This is a genomic window from Bordetella genomosp. 13, from assembly GCF_002119665.1.
GTDB lineage: Bacteria > Pseudomonadota > Gammaproteobacteria > Burkholderiales > Burkholderiaceae_B > Bordetella.
In genome coordinates, this window is record NZ_CP021111.1 from 3,918,176 (window position 1) to 3,937,397 (window position 19,222).

The 19,222-nt window shown below is 65.9% G+C and carries 16 protein-coding genes and 1 tRNA gene; 3 read left to right on the forward strand and 14 right to left on the reverse strand.

The genetic code is table 11. The features are described from left to right. Window positions 1-11 precede the first annotated feature (11 nt). From CAL15_RS17540 to rpsO, 4 genes are all read right to left on the reverse strand, one after another. A complete protein-coding gene (locus tag CAL15_RS17540) occupies window positions 12-1,229 on the reverse strand; it encodes a threonine ammonia-lyase (protein WP_086079764.1) in 1,218 nt (405 codons plus the stop codon). A 16-nt stretch (window positions 1,230-1,245) separates the two neighbouring features. Further along, window positions 1,246-1,980, reverse strand: a complete 735-nt coding sequence (locus tag CAL15_RS17545; RefSeq protein ID WP_086079765.1) for a hypothetical protein — start codon at window positions 1,978-1,980, stop codon at window positions 1,246-1,248. A gap of 197 nt (window positions 1,981-2,177) precedes the next feature. After that, complete coding sequence (gene pnp / locus CAL15_RS17550) at window positions 2,178-4,340, reverse strand: polyribonucleotide nucleotidyltransferase (protein ID WP_086079766.1); 2,163 nt, start codon at window positions 4,338-4,340, stop codon at window positions 2,178-2,180. A 102-nt stretch (window positions 4,341-4,442) separates the two neighbouring features. Beyond that, on the reverse strand, window positions 4,443-4,712 hold the full coding sequence (rpsO, locus tag CAL15_RS17555) for a 30S ribosomal protein S15 (RefSeq protein ID WP_003814002.1): 270 nt from the start codon (window positions 4,710-4,712) through the stop codon (window positions 4,443-4,445). Window positions 4,713-4,949: 237 nt separating this feature from the next. Here rpsO and CAL15_RS17560 point away from each other — a divergent pair, with 237 nt between their 5' ends. Continuing rightward, window positions 4,950-5,471 carry a hypothetical protein gene (locus tag CAL15_RS17560; protein WP_086079767.1) on the forward strand — a complete coding sequence of 174 codons (522 nt, stop codon included), beginning with the start codon at window positions 4,950-4,952 and terminating at the stop codon, window positions 5,469-5,471. Window positions 5,472-5,486: 15 nt separating this feature from the next. Here the strand turns inward: CAL15_RS17560 and pssA are convergent, their stop codons facing one another. From pssA to CAL15_RS17580, 4 genes are all read right to left on the reverse strand, one after another. Continuing rightward, complete coding sequence (pssA, locus tag CAL15_RS17565) at window positions 5,487-6,263, reverse strand: CDP-diacylglycerol--serine O-phosphatidyltransferase (RefSeq protein ID WP_086079768.1); 777 nt, start codon at window positions 6,261-6,263, stop codon at window positions 5,487-5,489. A 184-nt stretch (window positions 6,264-6,447) separates the two neighbouring features. Then, window positions 6,448-7,464, reverse strand: a complete 1,017-nt coding sequence (gene ilvC / locus CAL15_RS17570; RefSeq protein WP_086079769.1) for a ketol-acid reductoisomerase — start codon at window positions 7,462-7,464, stop codon at window positions 6,448-6,450. 67 nt (window positions 7,465-7,531) lie between these two features. Next, on the reverse strand, window positions 7,532-8,023 hold the full coding sequence (ilvN, locus tag CAL15_RS17575; protein WP_086079770.1) for an acetolactate synthase small subunit: 492 nt from the start codon (window positions 8,021-8,023) through the stop codon (window positions 7,532-7,534). Window positions 8,024-8,040: 17 nt separating this feature from the next. Beyond that, a complete protein-coding gene (locus CAL15_RS17580; RefSeq protein WP_086079771.1) occupies window positions 8,041-9,756 on the reverse strand; it encodes an acetolactate synthase 3 catalytic subunit in 1,716 nt (571 codons plus the stop codon). A gap of 511 nt (window positions 9,757-10,267) precedes the next feature. Here CAL15_RS17580 and CAL15_RS17585 point away from each other — a divergent pair. Then, on the forward strand, window positions 10,268-12,532 hold the full coding sequence (locus CAL15_RS17585) for an FUSC family protein (protein WP_086079772.1): 2,265 nt from the start codon (window positions 10,268-10,270) through the stop codon (window positions 12,530-12,532). Here CAL15_RS17585 and CAL15_RS17590 read toward each other — a convergent pair. The 4 genes from CAL15_RS17590 to CAL15_RS17605 all read right to left on the reverse strand — a co-directional run bounded on the left by CAL15_RS17590 (window position 12,518) and on the right by CAL15_RS17605 (window position 16,640). Beyond that, window positions 12,518-13,771 carry an MFS transporter gene (locus tag CAL15_RS17590; RefSeq protein ID WP_232468012.1) on the reverse strand — a complete coding sequence of 418 codons (1,254 nt, stop codon included), beginning with the start codon at window positions 13,769-13,771 and terminating at the stop codon, window positions 12,518-12,520. The two genes, CAL15_RS17585 and CAL15_RS17590, sit on opposite strands and share 15 nt — an antisense overlap. Before the next feature lie 3 nt (window positions 13,772-13,774). Then, a complete protein-coding gene (gene yaaA / locus CAL15_RS17595; protein WP_086079773.1) occupies window positions 13,775-14,548 on the reverse strand; it encodes a peroxide stress protein YaaA in 774 nt (257 codons plus the stop codon). Between the two features lie 25 nt (window positions 14,549-14,573). Then, on the reverse strand, window positions 14,574-15,356 hold the full coding sequence (locus CAL15_RS17600; protein WP_086079774.1) for a 3-hydroxybutyrate dehydrogenase: 783 nt from the start codon (window positions 15,354-15,356) through the stop codon (window positions 14,574-14,576). A gap of 78 nt (window positions 15,357-15,434) precedes the next feature. After that, window positions 15,435-16,640 (reverse strand): cation:proton antiporter domain-containing protein, encoded by a 1,206-nt coding sequence (locus CAL15_RS17605; protein ID WP_086079775.1) that lies wholly within the window; start codon window positions 16,638-16,640, stop codon window positions 15,435-15,437. Between the two features lie 304 nt (window positions 16,641-16,944). On the opposite strand from CAL15_RS17605, the gene CAL15_RS17610 reads away from it, so the two are divergent. Then, a tRNA-Ser gene (locus CAL15_RS17610) sits at window positions 16,945-17,035 on the forward strand. 30 nt (window positions 17,036-17,065) lie between these two features. Here CAL15_RS17610 and CAL15_RS17615 read toward each other — a convergent pair. Together CAL15_RS17615 and CAL15_RS17620 are read right to left on the reverse strand one after the other, a co-directional pair. Continuing rightward, the gene (locus CAL15_RS17615; RefSeq protein WP_086079776.1) at window positions 17,066-17,845 is read right to left on the reverse strand and encodes a hypothetical protein; all 780 of its coding nucleotides are present in this window, start codon (window positions 17,843-17,845) and stop codon (window positions 17,066-17,068) included. Between the two features lie 160 nt (window positions 17,846-18,005). After that, entirely contained in the window at window positions 18,006-19,031 is a 1,026-nt protein-coding gene (locus CAL15_RS17620; protein WP_086079777.1) for a helix-turn-helix transcriptional regulator, read from the reverse strand. Between the last annotated feature and the right edge of the window lie 191 nt (window positions 19,032-19,222).

Genomic DNA, 19,222 nt, shown 5'->3' on the forward strand with positions numbered 1-19,222 from the left:
GTCCGGCATGCTCAGTGGTCGTGATTGCTGGCCGCGAAGCCGGCCGCGTTCAGCGCTTCGATCACTTCCTGGATGTGCTCGGGGCCGCGCGTCTGCAGCACGAAATCGACTTCGACGTTGCGCGCCGGCAGCGCCGTGAAGGCGCGCTGGTGGTGCACTTCGGTGATGTTGGCGTGCGCGTCGGCGATCAGCTTGGTGGCATGGGCGAGCGCGCCCGGCAGGTCGCGCAGGTCGACGCGGATGCGGGCCAGCCGGCCGGCGCGCACCATGCCGCGCTCGATCAGCTCGCCCAGCATCAGCGGGTCGATGTTGCCGCCGGTCAGCACCAGTCCGATGCGCCTGCCCCGGAAATCCTCGCGTCCGGCAGCCTGGGCCTGCAACAGCGCGGCCAGCCCGGCCGCGCCGGCGCCCTCCACCACCGTCTTCTCGATCTCGAGCAGCACCACGATGGCATGCTCGATCTCGCCCTCGCTGACCAGGTCGATGCGGTCCACCAGGCGGCGCACGGCCTCCTGGGTGATCGTGCCCGGGGACTTCACCGCGATGCCCTCGGCGATGGTGTAGGCGCCCGTGGCCATCTCGCGGCCGTGGATGGCGGCATACATGGATGGGAAACGCTCGGTCTGCACGCCGACGATCTCGATGCCGGGCTTGATGGCCTTGGCTGCCGTGGCCATGCCCGAGATCAGCCCCCCGCCGCCGATGGCGATGACCAGTGTGTCCAGGTCGGGCTGGACCTCGAGCATCTCGAGCGCGATGGTGCCCTGCCCCGCGATCACCGCGGGATCGTCGTAGGGATGGATCATGACCAGGCCGCGGCTTTGCGCCAATTCGTAGCCGCGGGTCTTGGCATCGTCGAAGGTATCGCCCGCCAGGACCACCTCGGCGCCGAAGCGCCGCGTGTTGGCCACCTTCACGGTAGGCGTGAAGCGCGGCATGACGATGACGGCCGGCACGCCCATGCGCTGCGCGTGATAGGCCACGCCCTGCGCGTGATTGCCGGCGGACACCGCGATGACGCCCTGCCGGCGCTCCTGCTCGGACAGCGCCAGCATGCGGGTCAGCGCGCCGCGCTCTTTGAACGAGGCGGTGAACTGCAGGTTCTCGAACTTCAGCCAGATCTCGGCGCCGAGTATGTCGGACAGCGTGCGCGACAGCGTGAACGGCGTTCGTTGCACCTGGCCCTGCAACTGGCGGCGTGCGGACTGGATGGCGGCAAGGTCGATCACGATAGCGGTTCCGGGTTCAGCGCACGGGCAGGAAGTTGAGGAACAACAGACCCTGCGCATAGTTGATGCCGATGCGGCGCGTGTTCTCGCCCAGCAGGTTGGCCACCAGGTCGAGCCGGCCGATGACCGATCCGAACTCGCGTTCGAAGCTGAGATTGATCACGTCGCCCGACATCTCGTTGGCCAGCAGCAGAGGTTCGCCCTGAGGGTTGCGGCGGGAGGCCAGCAGCCATGCCGCGGCCTCGACGTTGCGGGCCGCATTGTAGATCCGCTGCCCGTCCAGCACGTCGGAAACGTAGAAGCGCGTCTGGTCTCCATGCGCGGCGATGATGGTGTCAGCCAGTCCGTAGACGAACGCGGCCACGCGATCGCCCTGGTAGGCCGGATCCAGCGAGACCGCCAGCACCTGGATATCGCGCAGGCCGGACAACCCGGGCGGCGAGCGCCGCTGTTCGATCAGACCGCGCACTCGCGCCACGGCGGCCGCCTGGTCGGGCTGGCCCGACTTGCGCCATTCGCGCGGATTGCGGCGATACAGCTTGTCCAGCAGGGTGTACAGGCTGTCCAGGTTGTCGCGCATCGCCAGCGTGACCGTGCGATTGAAGTCGGTCTGCATCAGCTGGTCGGCGGACATGCCTTCCTGGCGCGGCCCCTTTGGCGCGGTGCCTTGCGGCATGATGCAGCCCGCCAACAGCCCGGCCAACCCGCAGGCCAGCCCCAGTACGCGCGCCGCGGGCAGCCATGTCGACATCATGCTCCGTCCGTATGCAGAGGGCGGCGAAGCGCAAGGCAAGCGGACCGCCCGTTCGGGTGGCATGACTTTACCGTAAATCGCGGCGCCATCCCGCTGGCAGCGTCAAAGCAGAAGGCCCCTCCGGTTACCCGGAAGGGCCTTCTGTAGACCGTTGGCGAACCTGGCGGACGATATGGCGCCCGCCACGAACGCGCTTACTCGGCCTGTTCGGGCGCGGCTTGCGGCGCCGCGTCGCCGCCCTGGGGCTGTTGCTGCTCGATGCCGCCGATGGCCTTGACGGACAGGCGCAGACGGCCCTTGTCGTCGGCCTCGATGACCTTGACGCGGACCTGCTGGCCGACCTTCAGCACATCGTTGATGTTGGCGATGCGGTAGTTGGCGATCTCGGAGATGTGCAGCAGGCCGTCGCGGCCGGGCAGCACCTGCACGATGGCGCCGAAGTCCAGCAGGCGCAGCACCGAGCCTTCGTAGATCTGACCCACTTCGACGTCGGCGGTCAGTTCGACGATGCGGCGCTCGGCTTCCTTGGCCTTGGTCTCGTCCACGCTGGCGATGACGATGGTGCCGTCGTCGGAGATGTCGATCTGCGTGCCGGTTTCTTCGGTCAGCGCGCGGATGGTGGCGCCGCCCTTGCCGATCACGTCGCGGATCTTCTCGGGATTGATCTTGATGGTGAGCATGCGCGGCGCGAAGGCCGAGAGCTCGCCACGCGATCCTTCCAGGGCTTCGCGCATCTTGGCCAGGATGTGCAGACGGCCTTCGCGCGCCTGCTGCAGGGCGACCTGCATGATTTCCTTGGTGATGCCCTGGATCTTGATGTCCATCTGCAGGGCCGTGACGCCGTTCTCGGTGCCCGCGACCTTGAAGTCCATGTCGCCCAGGTGATCTTCATCGCCCAGGATGTCGGTCAGGACAGCGAACTTGCCTTCGTCAAGGATCAGGCCCATGGCCACGCCGGCCACGTGATCCTTCATCGGCACGCCGGCGTCCATCATGGCCAGCGAGCCGCCGCACACCGACGCCATCGACGACGAGCCGTTGGACTCGGTGATCTCGGACACGATGCGGATGGTGTACTGGAAGTCTTCCGGAGCCGGCAGCAGCGGCACCAGGGCGCGCTTGGCCAGGCGGCCGTGGCCGATTTCGCGGCGCTTGGGTACGCCGATGCGACCCGTTTCGCCGGTGGCGAAGGGCGGGAAGTTGTAGTGCAGCATGAAGCGATCGCGGTACTCGCCCATCAGCGCGTCGATGATCTGCTCGTCCTGCTTGGTGCCCAGCGTGGCCACCACCAGCGCCTGCGTTTCGCCGCGGGTGAACAGCGCGCTGCCGTGCGCGCGAGGCAGCACGCCCAGGCGCACGCTGATGGGGCGCACGGTGCGGGTGTCGCGGCCGTCGATGCGGGGCTCGCCGTTCAGGATCTGGCTGCGCACGATGCGCGCTTCCATGTCGAACAGGATGTTGTCCACGGCCACGCTGTCCGGCGCCTGCTGGCCCGAAGCAGCGGCCTGCTCGGCCAGCTTGGCCTGCACGTCGGCGTAGACTTCGCGCAGTTTGTTGGTGCGGGCCTGCTTCTCGCGGATCTGGTAGGCGGCGGCCAGGCCGTCGTTGGCCGCGGCCGACACGGCGGCGATCAGCGCTTCGTTCTTCGGCGCAGGCTGCCAGTCCCACTCGGGCTTGCCGGCATCGCGCACCAGTTCGTGGATGGCGTTGATGGCGGCCTGCATCTGTTCGTGGCCGAACACCACGCCGCCCAGCATCACTTCTTCGGACAGCTGCTTGGCTTCGGATTCGACCATCAGCACGGCGGTCTCGGTGCCGGCGACGACGAGGTCGAGCTGCGAGGCCTTGACCTGCGTGGCGGTGGGGTTCAGCACGTACTGGCCGTCGATGTAGCCCACGCGGGCGGCGCCGATGGGGCCGTTGAACGGGATGCCCGAGATGGCCAGCGCGGCCGAGGCGCCGATCATGGCGGCGATGTCGGGATCGATTTCGGGGTTGACCGAGAGCGTGTGCACGACCACCTGCACGTCGTTGTAGAAGCCCTCGGGGAACAGCGGACGCAGCGGACGGTCGATCAGGCGCGACGTCAGGGTTTCCTTCTCGGACGGCTTGCCTTCGCGCTTGAAGAAACCGCCGGGAATGCGGCCCGCGGCGTAGGTCTTCTCGATATAGTCGACGGTAAGGGGGAAGAAATCCTGGCCGGGCTTGGCCTTCTTGGCTGCCACGACGGTGGCCAGGACAACGGTATCTTCGATCGAGACCACGACGGCCCCGCCTGCCTGGCGAGCGATCTCGCCGGTTTCAAGCGTGACCGTATGCTGGCCGTACTGGAACGTCTTGGTAATCTTGTTGAACATGACGGATATCCCTTGCAAATAAAAAACCGTGGCCGCTGCGAAGGAATCGCACCGACCACGGTTGCTATGGGGAGCCTACCCCAGGGGAGCCAGCCCCTTCGATCACTTGCGCAGACCGAGTTTTTCGATCAGAGCGCGGTACGAATCGGGGTTGCGGCCCTTGAGATAGTCGAGCAGTTTGCGGCGGCGGCTGACCATGCGCAGCAGACCGCGGCGCGAATGGTGATCCTTCATGTGCTCTTTGAAGTGACCGGTCAGCTCATTAATGCGAGCGGTGAGCAGAGCCACCTGGACTTCGGGAGAGCCGGTATCGCCTTGGGCACGCTGGAATTGCGCGACGATTTCAGACTTTTTGATGTCAGCGACAGACATTGATGACCTCTTCGGACATGCGGCAGGGCCGAGGCGCCCTGCCGTGGGGTTAAAACATGCGCAATCCGTGGTCCATACAAGAATGCCCCAAGGCACATGCCCGGGGCCAGACCTGCGAATTTGCGCACGCAAAGGAAAGAATTAAGCCCGACAAAAGTCGTCGGGCAAACGGCATTGTAGCTGATTCGCTAGAATGTCCCAAACCCGCCGTGCCGGGTTGTTTCCAGGAGACAGGCCATGCCGCATCCACGCCCGTTCGTCCGCCTTGCCGCCCTGCTCGCGGCGTCCGCCGTCCTGGGCGGCTGTACCACCATGGCGCAGGACGTGGCGCCCGGCTCGCCGCTGGCCGACGCCGAGGCGCAGTACGGTCCGCCCAACTACACCTGCACCAAGCCCGACGGCACGCGCCGCGCCATCTGGACGCAGCAGCCCATGGGCCAGTACGCCTGGGGCACCGACGTCACGCCCGACGGCCGGGTGGTGCGCATGGAAGCGCTGCTCACCGACGAGTACTTCCGCCGGCTGGGCCAGGGCGAATGGACCGCCGAACGCGTGCAATGCGAATTCGGGCCGCCGGCCCGCGTGGACGGCGTCGGCCTTCCCAGTTCGCGGCAGATCGTGTGGGCCTACCGCTATCGCCAGGAAAGCGTGTGGAATTCGCTGATGTACGTGTACATGGGGCGGGACGGCACGCGGGTCACCCGATACCATCCCGGCCCGGATCCGATGTACGACGACGAACGCTTCGGACTCTGGTAGCCGCCGGTCCGGCGTCTATTCGATCGTGGACTTGCGGCGGCCCTGCTGCAACCGGCGGGCGCGGTTCCAGCGCCACGCCATCAGCACCCAGCCGGACAGGCCGTAAAGCACGAACAGGCCGAACAGCACCACGGGCGGATCGCTGGACACGAACACGAACACCGCCACCACCACCAGAATGCCCCAGAAGGGCACGCTGCGGCCCAGCGCGAAGCTCTTGCCGCTGTAGAACGGCGCGTTCGACACCATGGAGATGCCCGCGTACATGGTGATGACGAAGGCCGACCAGGCCATGAAGCTGTCGTGTATGGGTAGCTTGTTGTCGATGGCGAGCCACACGAAGCCCGCCACCAGCGCCGCCGAGGCCGGACTGGGCAGTCCCTGGAAGAAGCGCTTGTCGACCACGCCGATGTTGGTGTTGAAGCGCGCCAGGCGCAACGCCGCGCCGGCGACGTACACGAACGCCGCCAGCCAGCCCCAGCGGCCCAGGTCTTGCAGGATCCATTCGTAGGCGACCAGCGCCGGAGCCACCCCGAACGAGGTCATGTCCGACAGCGAGTCGTACTGTTCGCCGAAGGCCGATTGCGTATTGGTCAGGCGCGCCACGCGGCCATCCATGCCGTCTAGCACCATGGCCACGAAGATGGCGATGGCGGCCGTTTCGAACCTATCGTTCATGGCCTGCACGACGGCGTAAAAGCCCGCGAACAGCGCGGCCGTGGTGAAGGCATTGGGCAGCAGGTAGATGCTGCGATGGCGATTCTCGGGATCGCGCATGGAGAACTGGGGCATCAGGGCTATGACTCGCGGATACCGGACAAGGGACAGGTTAACTCAACTCTAGCAGGTAGCGTGCCCGGCACGAAACAGAACGGCACGCCCGCGCAGGCGTGCCGTTCATGCCGGCGCCGTGCGGCCGGACCGGCGCGATGCGCGCGGGCACGGCGGGCCTTGCGGACCGCCCTGCCCCGCGGCATCAGTTCTTGGTCTTGTCGACCAGCTTGTTGGCGGCGATCCAGGGCATCATCGCGCGCAGCTTCGAACCGACCTGTTCGATCTGCGATTCGGCGTTGATGCGGCGGCGCGAGGTCAGCGTGGGCGCGCCGGCCGCGTTCTCCAGGATGAAGCGCTTGGCGTACTCGCCGTTCTGGATGTCCTTCAGGGCCTGGCGCATGGCGGCGCGGGTCTCGTCGGTGACGATCTTCGGGCCGGTCTCGTACTCGCCGAACTCGGCGTTGTTCGAGATCGAGTAGTTCATGTTGGCGATGCCGCCTTCGTAGATCAGGTCGACGATCAGCTTCAGCTCGTGCAGGCACTCGAAGTAGGCCATCTCGGGCGCGTAGCCGGCTTCCACCAGCGTGTCGAAGCCGGCCTTGATCAGCTCGACGGTGCCGCCGCACAGCACGGCCTGTTCGCCGAACAGGTCGGTCTCGGTCTCTTCGCGGAAGTTGGTTTCGATGATGCCGGCGCGGCCGCCGCCGTTGGCGCTGGCGTAGGACAGGGCCACGTCGCGCGCGGCGCCCGACTTGTCCTGGTACACGGCCACCAGGTGCGGCACGCCGCCGCCCTGGGTGTAGGTGCCGCGCACGGTGTGGCCGGGGGCCTTGGGCGCAACCATGATGACGTCGATGTCGTCGCGCGGCACGACCTGGCCGTAGTGCACGTTGAAGCCGTGGGCGAAAGCCAGCGCGGCGCCGGCCTTGATGTTGCCGTGCACTTCGTCGCGGTACACCTGGGCGATGGTCTCGTCGGGCAGCAGCATCATGACGATGTCGGCGCGCTTGACGGCGTCGGCCACCTCGGCCACTTCCAGGCCGGCGTTGGCGGCCTTGTTCCACGAGGCGCCGCCCTTGCGCAGGCCCACCACGACCTTCACGCCCGACTCATGCAGGTTCAGGGCGTGGGCGTGGCCTTGCGAACCGTAGCCGATGATGGCGACCGTCTTGCCTTTCACCAGGGAGAGATCGCAGTCCTTGTCGTAGAAAACTTTCATTGTCGTGCTCCAGTATTCGAATGTTTGGATGTTGTAAATGCAGATGAGGCTGGCGCTCGCGCGCCGTTCAAAGCTTGAGGATACGTTCGCCGCGGCCGATGCCTGACACGCCGGTGCGCACGGTTTCCATGATCGCGCTGCGGTCCAGGGCTTCGATGAAAGCCTGGATCTTGCCCTGGTCGCCGGTCAGCTCGATGGTGTAGGACTTGTCGGTCACGTCGATGATGCGGCCGCGGAAGATGTCGGCCATGCGCTTGACCTCTTCGCGCTCCTTGCCCACCGCGCGCACCTTGATCAGCATCAGTTCGCGTTCGATGTGGGCGCCTTCGGTCAGGTCGACCACCTTCACCACGTCGACCAGGCGGTTCAGGTGCTTGGTGATCTGCTCGATCACCTCGTCCGAACCCACCGTGACGACCGTCAGACGCGACAGCGTGGCGTCTTCGGTGGGAGCCACCGTCAGCGTCTCGATGTTGTAGCCGCGCGCGGAAAACAGGCCCACGACGCGCGACAGCGCGCCGGGTTCGTTCTCCATGAGCACCGAAATCACATGTTTCATGATCGCTTCCTGCTTCCTTAGAGGTCTTCGGAACCGAGCAGCATCTCGGTCAGCCCGCGGCCGGCCTTCACCATGGGCCACACGTTCTCGGTGCGGTCGGTGATGAAGTCCAGGAAGACCAGGCGATCCTTGTGCTTCTTGAAGGCCTCGCGCAGCGCGGGCTCGACGTCGGCCGGTCGCTCGATGCGCAGGCCGACGTGGCCATAGGCCTCGGCCACCTTGACGAAGTCGGGCAGCGAATCCATGTACGACTCGGAATAGCGCGAGCCGTAGTCGATCTGCTGCCACTGCCGCACCATGCCCAGGAACCGGTTGTTCAGGCACACGATCTTGGGCGTCAGGTGGTACTGGTGGCAGGTCGAGAGCTCCTGGATGTTCATCTGGATGGAGGCCTCGCCGGTGATGACGGCGATGTCCGCGCCCGGATTGGCCATCTGCACGCCCATGGCGTACGGCAGGCCCACGCCCATGGTGCCCAGGCCGCCAGAGTTGATCCAGCGGCGCGGATCGTTGAAGCGGTAGTACTGCGCGGCCCACATCTGGTGCTGGCCCACGTCGGAAGTGACGAAGGCATTGCCGCCGGTGACTTCCCACAGCTTCTCGACCACGAACTGCGGCTTGATGACCTCGTCGGAGGCGGCGTACTTCAGGCACTCGCGTCCGCGCCAGGCCTCGACCTGCTGCCACCACTTCTCGATGGAGGCGGGCTTGGCGTCGGCGCGCGCGCCCTCGTACTGCGCGATCAGGTCCTGCAGCACGTCCTTGACGTTGCCCACGATGGGCACGTCCACGCGCACGCGCTTGGAGATCGACGACGGGTCGATGTCGATGTGGATGATCTTGCGCGCGTTCTGCGCGAAGTGCTTGGGGTTGCCGATCACGCGGTCGTCGAAGCGCGCGCCGATGGCCAGCAGCACGTCGCAGTGCTGCATGGCCATGTTGGCCTCGTACGTGCCGTGCATGCCCGGCATGCCCAGGAACTGGCGGTCGCCGGCCGGCATGGCGCCCAGGCCCATCAGCGTGTTCGTGACGGGCGCGCCCAGCATCCCGGCCAGCTTGCGCAGCTCGGCCGAGGCTTCGGACAGGATCACGCCGCCGCCGGTGTAGACCATGGGCCGCTCGGCCGACAGCAGCATCTGCACGGCCTTCTTGATCTGCCCCTGGTGGCCCTTGTTGACCGGCGCGTACGAGCGCATGCTGATCTCGCCCTTGGGCGGCACGTACTTGCACGGAGCCAGCGTGATGTCCTTGGGGATGTCGACCAGCACCGGGCCGGGACGGCCCGTGCGCGCGATGTAGAAGGCGCGGCGCATGGTCTCGGCCAGGTCCTTCACGTCGCGGACCAGGAAGTTGTGCTTCACGCACGGGCGGGTGATGCCCACGGTGTCGCATTCCTGGAAGGCGTCTTCGCCGATGGCCGCGGTAGGCACCTGCCCGCTGATGATCACCATCGGGATGGAGTCCATGTAGGCGGTGGCGATGCCGGTGACGGCGTTGGTGACGCCCGGGCCGCTGGTGACGATGCACACGCCTACTTTCTGCGAGGCGCGCGAATAGGCGTCGGCCGCGTGCACGGCTGCCTGCTCGTGCCGCACCAGGATGTGCTGGAACTTGTCCTGCTTGAAAATTGCGTCGTAGATGTAGAGCACCGCGCCGCCGGGATAGCCGAAGACGTGTTCCACGCCCTCATCGGCCAGGCAGCGCACGACGATATCGGCGCCATTGGTTTCCATGTTGTATTCCTTTCAGTACCGGCCCTGATCCCCTGGCTGTTGCCCGCCCTGATACGGCGGCAACGGGACTGGCACCGGCTCAGGCAGCATGACCCGGCGCTTTGCGGCTCACGGAGCCACGCCACCCGGACACCCTGCCGACCCGGCACGCGTCCGTCAGGATCGCAGTGCAAACGCTATGGAAGCGCTGGAGGTCGAAATGGAAGCCTTGGCAACACACGCTTGTGGCGCGGCCAACGGCAGGTAATGCTGGGACGGGCAGGCCGGAAGGTGGTCCGGCGGGCCGGAAGTCCCGCGCGCCGGTACGGATAGGCGGCCGGCGCAAGCGGGCAACTGTACCGCTTTGCGGCATCGGTAGCAAATCGTACGCACCGCGGGTGGCGCGTCTGTAAAAAATACTCATCCGGCCCCAAAACCGTGCGGCGGCTCTCTATACTTGACTGCCGCGGGAACCCCGAGCCGGGGCCCGTACGACTCATCGGCCATCTGAACGGGAACACCGGCACGCACCATGGACTTGCGCATCGCCAGCATCCGGCGTTTTCTGTACAGCCACTACTTCTTCGGCGGCGTGCGCCAGGCCGTGGGCATGCTGCTGCCGGTGGTGGTGCTGGGCGGCCTGTTCGGCAACTACAGCATGGGCCTGGTGGCCACATTCGGCGCGCAGTGCGTGGCCATCATCGACCAGCCGGGCGGGCCGCAGCGGCATCGCGCCAACGAGATGCTGGGCGGCGCGCTGCTGGGCACGGTGGCCGTCACCCTCACCGGCGCCGCCTCCACCTATCCGGTGCTGCTGTGGCTGGTGGTGATCCTGCAGTGCTTCGTGTTTTCGATGTTCAGCGTATTCGGCAAGCGCGGCGGGCTGATCGGCTTCGCCGGCCTGCTGTTGATGACGCTGACCATGCACTCGCCGCTGCAACCCGCCGAGGTGCTGCAGCATACGGCCGCGACGCTGTGCGGCGGGCTGTTCTACGTGGCGTTCAGCCTGGGTTTCAGCCGCGTCTTCTGGCTGCGCGAAGAGCGCCAGACCATGTCCGTGGCGCTGTTCGCCACGGCCGACTACATGGCGGCGCGCGCCAGCTTCTACGACGAGACCTCGGACCTGGACGACTCGTACCGCCGCCTGATCCAGAGCCAGGCCGCCATGACCGAGAAGCACCAGGCCGCCCGCGACATCGTGCTGCGCAGCCTGCCGCGCGGCCACGGCTATCGCGACGACGCGCGCGTGATGCTGTGGAACATGTTCGTCGACATGCTGCAGCTGCTGGACACGCTGGTGGCCACGCAGACCGACTACGCCCTGCTGCGCCGCGCCCTGGCCGGCCACGATGCGCTGCTGTTCGCGCGCGACGCCATGGTGAAGATGTCGATGGAACTCAACCGCATCGCGCTGGACGTGTCGCGCGCCCGCGCCACGCAATATCGCAGCAGCGCCAAGGCCGAACTCCGGGCCATCGAATACGAGATCGAACAGCTGCGCCAGCACGAGCTGGGACAGCGCGAGCCCGAAGTGGTCGCCCTGATGGTGCAGGTGCTGCGGCGGCTGCGCAATGCCTCGCGCATCGTCGACCGCCTGGCCAGCGACACGCAGCACACCCGCGACGCGAAGCCCACGGCGGACCTGCGCATCGACAAGTCGCTGACGCGCTTCATGTCGCGCCAGGAGCTGCGCCTGGGCATGCTGACCAGCAACCTGCGGCTCGATTCGCCGCACTTCCGCTATGCCGTGCGCGTGACGCTCGCGGCCGCGCTGGCGATGGGGCTGATCGGCAGCGCGCTGGCAACGCAGAACATGTCGGCGCACAGCTACTGGGTGCTGCTGACCATCGTCATCATCATGAAGCCGGGCTTCGCGCTGACGCGCCAGCGCAATGGCTGGCGACTGATGGGCACGCTGATCGGCTGCCTGCTGGCGCTGGCGCTGTTCACCGTCACCGACCGGCCCGGCATCCTGTTCGCGGCGCTGCTGGCCGCATGCATCATGGGCAACAGCCTGGTGCTGCTGAACTACATGGGCAGCGCCATCTTCAATACGCTGTTCGTGGTGCTGGTGTTCCACTTCGTCGCGCCGGGCACGGTGTCGATGGCGGTGATAGGCGAACGCGCGCTGGACACCTTTTTGGGATGCGCACTGGCCTTGGTGTGCAGCTACGTGCTGCCATGGTGGGAGGCGCGCTACATGAAGCCCCTGGCGCAGGCGGCCACGCGCGCCAACCGCGAGTACCTCCAGGCGGGACTGCGTTATGTGGAAGCGATGCGCAGGCATTCGGTCGCGGCGCCGGCTGCGGGCTCGACCGCCGCGGTGGATACCGCCACCCTGCCCTCCGATGCCTCGGCCGAGGTGGTCGACGCGGACGTGGCCTGGCGGCTGGCCCGCAAGAACGTGCACATCGCGTTCAGCAACTATGCCGAGGCGTTCTATCGCATGATGAGCGAGCCGCAATCGCACCAGGTCAACGTGCCCGAGTTCAACAACCTGTTGATCCAGAACCACGTGCTGGCCTCGCAGATCACGGCGTCCGTGCCCATTCTTGCCAGCCTGCCGGCCACCCCGGAGCCCATGCGCATCGCACTGGAAGGCATCGCCGATTTGCTGGACGACACGCGGCCCGCCCCGGCGTCGCTGCCCAATCAGTTCGACACCGAGGGCGAACTTGCGGCGCTGGCCTATCCCCTGAAGCAGATGCTGCGCGCCGGCACCATGATCCGCCAGGAACTGGCCGGGCTGGCCGAACCCGCGGCGCGCCCGGCCGCGCAGGCCTCACCCGCGGGCTGAGCCCTTCGCGACCTCGGCGCTCGCGCCACGGCGGGGCCAGTAGTAATAGGCCGCCGCGCCGGCCTGCACGGCCAACAACGCGAGCCATGCGGCGCGATGCGCTTCGGGCGGATAGGCGCCGCCCTGCTCGGGCCACAGTTCGATGATGGCGCCCACGCCGACCTGGCACGCGAAGATGGCCAGGAACATCAGCAGATTGGTGGTGGCCGTCACGCGGCCCAGCACGTCGCGCGGGAACTCGCCCGCCAGCAGCGCGAATACGAGAATGTTGGCGGGCCCGAAAAACCCATACGCGGCCCACAGCAGCGGCAAGGGCAGCGGCGCCTGGGCAAGAATGAGGACCTGCACCACCATGAAGGCCAGCTGGCACACGCCGCCGAAGCCGAACAATCCCATCCCCGCGCCTTCGGCGCGGCGCGCCAGCGCTCCCAGGCCCACATTGCCCGCCATCATGGCGAAGCCCACCAGCGAAACCGTCCACGCGGCCGCCGCCGGCGCGAGGCCATTGAACTCGCCGAGAAATGGCCGTATCCACAGCGACTGCACGCCGAAGAACACGCCCGAGGTCGCTACCGGCAGGGACACGAGCCGCCAATAGCGCGGCATGCGCAGCAGCGCCAGCATGCCGCGCCACTGCGTGCCCAGGCTGGGCGGCGCATGGGCGCGCGCCGCCTCGCGCGGCGCGCCCAGCAACAGCATGATGGACACGCAAACGGTGGTCACCGCAAGCCCCACGCTGACCATGCGCCACGACGCATGCGTCAGCAGCCATGACAGCGGCGCGCCGACCAGCACGCCGCCCATGCCGCCCACCGCCATGACCAGCCCGTTCACCAGCGGCAACCTGGATAGCGGAAAGTGCTGCGCCAGCGCCTGAAACGTCGCGCCCAGGCAGACGCACACGCCCGCGCCGATCAGCAGCCGGCCGATCATCAGCATGACCACGTTGTCGGCCAGGCCATACACCACCGTGCCCAGCGCGGCCACCAGCAGCATGCCGGCGTTGACCCGCCGCGGCCCCCAGGTGTCCAGCATCAGTCCAGCCGGCACCTGCATCAGCGCAAAGCCCAGGAAGTACAGGCTGGTCAACGTGCCCAGGTCGGCGGGCGACAGGCCCATCTCGGCCGACAGGGTCGGTCCGAAGCCGATATTCAGGCCGCGGAACACATAGGAGGTCAGGTATCCCAGCGAGAAGAACAGGAACACCCGCGCGCCGGCGGATAGCGACAGGCCGCGCACCGTTCAGGCCTGCTTGCGGCGGAACACCAGCTTGTCGTCGGTGGAGGCGCCGGCGTCGAAGGCGTAGCCTTCGGAATCGAAGCCCTGCAGGCCCTCGGGCTTGGCGACCTTGTGCTCGATGGCGTAGCGCGCCATCAGGCCGCGCGCACGCTTGGCATGGAAGCTGATGACTTTCCAGGCGCCGTTCTTCCAGTCCTGGAACACGCATTGCACCACGCGCGCCTTCAGCGCCTTGCGGTCCACCGCCTTGAAATACTCCTCTGAGGCCAGGTTGACGATGACCGGCGCGCGCTTGCCGTCCTGGCGTTCGTTCAGGTACTCGGCAATGGTGCTGCCCCAGTAGTCGTACAGATTGGCGCCCTTGGACGTCTCGAGCCGCGTGCCCATCTCGAGGCGGTAAGGCTGCATCAGGTCCAGCGGGCGCAGCGCGCCATACAGGCCGCTGAGGATGACCACGTGTTCCTGCGCCCACTCGAGCTGGCGTTCCGACAGGCTGCCCGCCTGCAGGCCTTCGTAGACGTCGCCGTTGAAGGCCAGCACCGCCTGGCGCGAATTGTCCTGAGTGAAGGTGCGCTTCCAGGACGCATAGCGCGAGACGTTCAGCTCGGACAGCGCCGGGCTCAGGTCCATCAACTGCGCGATGTCGTCGGCCGACTTGGTCTTGAGCACCTTGATCAGTGCGGCCGCCCGGTCCACGAACAACGGCTGCGTGTGGGTCGTGACCAGAACTGGGGAGTCGTAGTCGAGCTTCTTGGCGGGGGACAGCAGGAACAGCATGTGGTCTTCCTTTTGTTATGTACAGTCAGCGCGCCGTCCAGCCGCCGTCGACCGAGATCGAAGCGCCGGTGATCTGCGCCGCCGCGTCCGAGGCCAGGAACACGGCGGTGCCGCCCAACTGCTCGGGGGTGACGAATTGCAGGGAGGGCTGCTTCTCGCCCAGCAGTTCGCGCGCGGCGTCCTCTTGCGAGATGCTCTTGTTGCCTGCGATGGCGGTGATCTGCTTCTCGACCAGCGGGGTGCGCACCCAGCCCGGGCAGATGGCATTCACGGTGACGCCCTGGCCCGCGGTTTCCAGCGCGGCCACCTTGGTCAGGCCGACCACGCCGTGCTTGGCGGCCACGTAGGCCGACTTGCTGGGCGAGCCCACCAGCCCGTGCGCCGAGGCGATGTTGATGATGCGCCCCCAGCCCTGCTTCTTCATCTGGGGCAGCGCGGCCGCCATGCCATGGAACACGGCGGACAGGTTCAGGGCAATGATCGCGTCCCACTTGTCCACGGGAAAGTCCTCGATCAGCGCCGTGTGCTGGATGCCGGCGTTGTTGACCAGGATGTCGATGCGGCCCAGGCTTTGCACGGTATTGGCCACCAGCTGGCGCACGGACTCGCCCTTGGACAGGTCGGCGCCGTCGTACAGCACCTTCACGCCGTGTTGCTTGGCCATGTCGGTGCGCAGGGTCTCGATCTGCCCCGCATCGCCAAAGCCGTTCAGCACGACGTCTGCGCCGCTTTGCGCCAGGGCCGTGGCGATACCGAGGCCGATACCGCTGGTGGAACCGGTGACGACGGCAACTTTACCTTTCAGCATGGACAATCTCCTAGAGGGCGCCGGGCGGCAAGTGTAGCCGCCAAGCCGGGGGCTAAGGGAAGAATGACACCCGGCATGCTACTCCTGCCGGCTGGCGTCCGTATGAACGGGGCGGTCGAAGCCGGCCGGCAGCACGGGCATGCCGCGGATGCCGCCATAGCGCGGCGGCAGGCGCTCGGCCAGCTTCAGGATCAATGGCGCTACGCCCATGGACAGCGCCACCACGATGGACAGCAGGTCGCGCTCCGCGCCGGTGACGATGTGGTTATCCATCGCTTCGGCAAAGATGGCGAAGCTGAACTCGCCGCCCTGCGCCAATACCAGCGCGTACATCAGGCGGTGGTAATGCGGCAGCCCCACCAGTCGCGCGATGCCGTACAGCACTACACCCTTGATCAGCAGCAGCGCCAACACGCCCAGCAGTACATAGGGCCAGTACACCAGGGCTTCGCGCAGATTCACCGACATGCCCACGGCCAGGAAGAACAGGCCCAGCAGCAGCCCTTTGAAGGGCTCGATGTTGCGTTCGAGTTCGTCGCGATAACGCGAGTCGGCCAGCAGCACACCCACCAGAAAGCCGCCGAGCCCGGCCGACAGCCCCGCATAGTCGAACAGCTGCGCCGTGCCCAGGACGACCAGTAGCGCCGCCGCGGTGAACATCTCGTGCAGTCGCGAGTTCGCGGCCCAATCGAGCAGCCGCAGCCGAAAGCCCGCCGCCACCACGACCACCGCCAGCAGCGCGGCGCCGGCCGAGGGCTCGGACTGTCCGCCCGCGCCCAGCAGTCCGGCCGCCACCAGCATGGGTATCGCGGCCATGTCCTGGAACAGCAGCACACCCAGCGCGGAGCGACCCAACGGCGTACGCAGCAGGCCGCGCTCTTCCAGCAGCCGCAGCGCCACCGCAGTGGACGACAGCGCCAGCGACAGGCCGCACAGCACGGCGCCCACCCACGTCATGCCGGCCAGCTGGCGCAGGCCCACGCCGAACACCCATCCCAGCAACAGGCCGCAGGCGAGCATCTGCAGCGTGCCCACGCCGAACACCTCGCGCCGCATGCCCCACAACCGCGCCGGAGCCAGCTCAAGGCCGATCAGGAACAGCATCATCACTACGCCCCACTCCGAAGCGCTGAGAATGGCGGGAACGTCGGTGACGAGCGACAGGCCGGACGGTCCGATCAGCATGCCCGCCAGCAGATAACCGGGGATGGCGCCCAGCCCGAGCCGCTGCGCCAGCGGCACGCAGAGTACGGCGGCAAGCAGAAGCAGCGTGACGACTTGCATGGCGGCCGGGGCGGATGGTGAAGATGCAATTCTGACAAGAATCGGCGTGGCGGGGGAGGTTTGGGGTTTGCGGTTTACGGTATGCGCCTGGCAGTTCGCGGCTTCGGCGCGAGGCGCGGTGCGGCGAACGCCCCAGTCCGAGGCGGGCAGACAACGCTTGCACCGCGCGGGAAATTTTCTGATATAGTTTCGGTCTTCGCTTTTTTGGAGGCGAAGGTCCGGACGATTGCCCAACGACCACTGCGCCTAGCGCTTGGGGCAACGTCCAAAGCCAGGCGCCAGCCCGGCCCAGCAAACGGACACCGGAGAGGTGGCAGAGTGGTCGAATGTACCTGACTCGAAATCAGGCGTACGGTAACCCCGTACCGTGGGTTCGAATCCCACCCTCTCCGCCAACGAATTCAAGCACTTGGCACACCAGCGGATCAAAAGACGATCTTCAGCCCGGCCATCGGGCCACGCTGCACGACGTCGAATTCGAATCCGCCGCTTCTGTAGTCGACTCCCACCGCGCGGTAACCGATGGTCGCTGACACCGACCTGCTGAAGCGATAATCGAGTCCGATCGCCACGTCCCAATCGAGATCAGCCCCGCCGGCGCCGACCATGGACCACCCCATAACCGAGAATTCCGGCGTGAAGGCGTAATTGCCACGCACCCCCGCCAACACGTCGACCCACGTTGCGCTGTCACTGCGCTTGGCGCCGTCCAGATACGCCCCTTTGAAGGTCACGGTGGTATCGACCGACCACACCCGCAGTCCCGCAACAACGTCCAATCTTTTCGCCGAATCGTCGACGACGGCGTAGCCGCCACCAAGCAGACCGGCGAAAGTTTCGACATCGAGGTCGACCGTGCTGGCCAGAATGCCGCGCGGCGTAGCACTATCGGCGCCGATTTTCGTGTACATGAGATCGCCGAAGATGCTGTAGCGCCCCCTGCGCGCCTCGCCCATGACCATGGCGCCGAAATCCAGATTATCGAAAATGTCGTTGAAATCGGCATCAATATCGATGACGGGCAGATTGAATTGGGCGGTCTTGCCTGAGAGACCCGCCGCCCAGAAATAGGGAGCCACGGAAAATTCCCATTCGTCCTGCGCGGCAAGACCAGTCGTCGACTCGACCATCGATGCCTCGCCAGCGCCCAAGGCGTGGCCCGCCCATAGACAACCACAGATCAGCCCCATCATCGTCTTCTTCATTTCGCTTCTCAATGTGAACGCGGTTCATGGATGTGCCGCGGCGCATATACGCGGTCGGTTGGGCTGTTGACTCGAAGAATTGCCCTACATGTGTTTTTTGCATGGAAGTACGGCTGATCAGGGCAGTAAAGCCGTGCCGCGCCGACGATGTCGACGTCGCTCAGGTAGTCTCGGATATCGATCCGAAATCTCCCAGCTTCGACTTGCGAAACTGCAGTGGCGAAGCGCCTGCCATCTTGCGGAATGCGCGAGTGAAGTGCGCGGCGTCGGTATATCCCAAGGACAAGGCAATATCGACGATCTTGATCTCCGGGCGCCGCAGCAGCGCCGCGGCTCTTTCGAATCGGACGGCGTTCACGATGCCCCTGTAGCTGACGCCCGACTCGGCCAGCATGCGCTGCAGATTCCTCCTGCTGGTGTTCGCCATCTCGGCAATATCCATCAATGTCGGGACTTTCCCTCCCAGATAAGAGGGCAGCATCAAGTTCAGCGTATCCACCAGTTTTCCTGAAATACCGACGTAATCGGCTTCCGACGGGGCGCCGTGCGCCGAACTGGAGAGCGGAGGCAGGCTCAGGTATGCCACCGGAATATCGATCCACGAGTATTGCTGGCCGCCGAGGAAGCGAGTCCTGGACCAGTGATCCTGCACTTCGGCCCCGGGCGTGTACTCGGCTTCGAACGCCATTGTGGCTGGCATCCAGTCCGAGCCGGCGAACTCGCGCACGACGTGGACGGGTAGAACATTCTGCAGCCATTGGGAGTGCTCGAGATGCCGCATGCCCTTGACGCCATTGAGCCGGCTATGAAGCCTGACGGACTTCTGGTGAAAGTCCAGAAACATGGTCAGGTTGGTATCTTCGAGATGGGCAAAGGAGCAAAGATTCTTCAGCGCGACAAACAGCGTCGGCGAATTGACGATCAGCGCGCGAAGGCGCTCGCTCAAGTAATAGAAATTCGCGCCTCGCGCCACCAGGTAGCCGAAATCGGGAATTCCCTGCTCGCGCTTGGCCGCGTCCGCGAACTGAAGCGCGTTCCTGATGGGAACATAACTGCTCAAGCGTCCTTCCATATCTACGGGGAGATTATGTTTCTCCAACAGGGGCTCGACCGGCACGCCCATCGCGTCCAGTATGTACTTGAACGGAAGAACGAACTGGCAGCGCGTCAATGGAATTTTCGCCATGGGAAATCATCCATGAATCCGACTTCGTTCATCACTTCGCGCCGCGAGACAGCTTGCCGGCGCATCAAGCCCGCGAGACCCCGATGGGTCCATCGGAGCGCGACATAGCTCCCAAGCACGCTGGTCTCGCATAGCCCTCTAAGCCGTCTGGCAGAGGCCGGCGTTGAATAAAGAAACTACGACGGCAAATG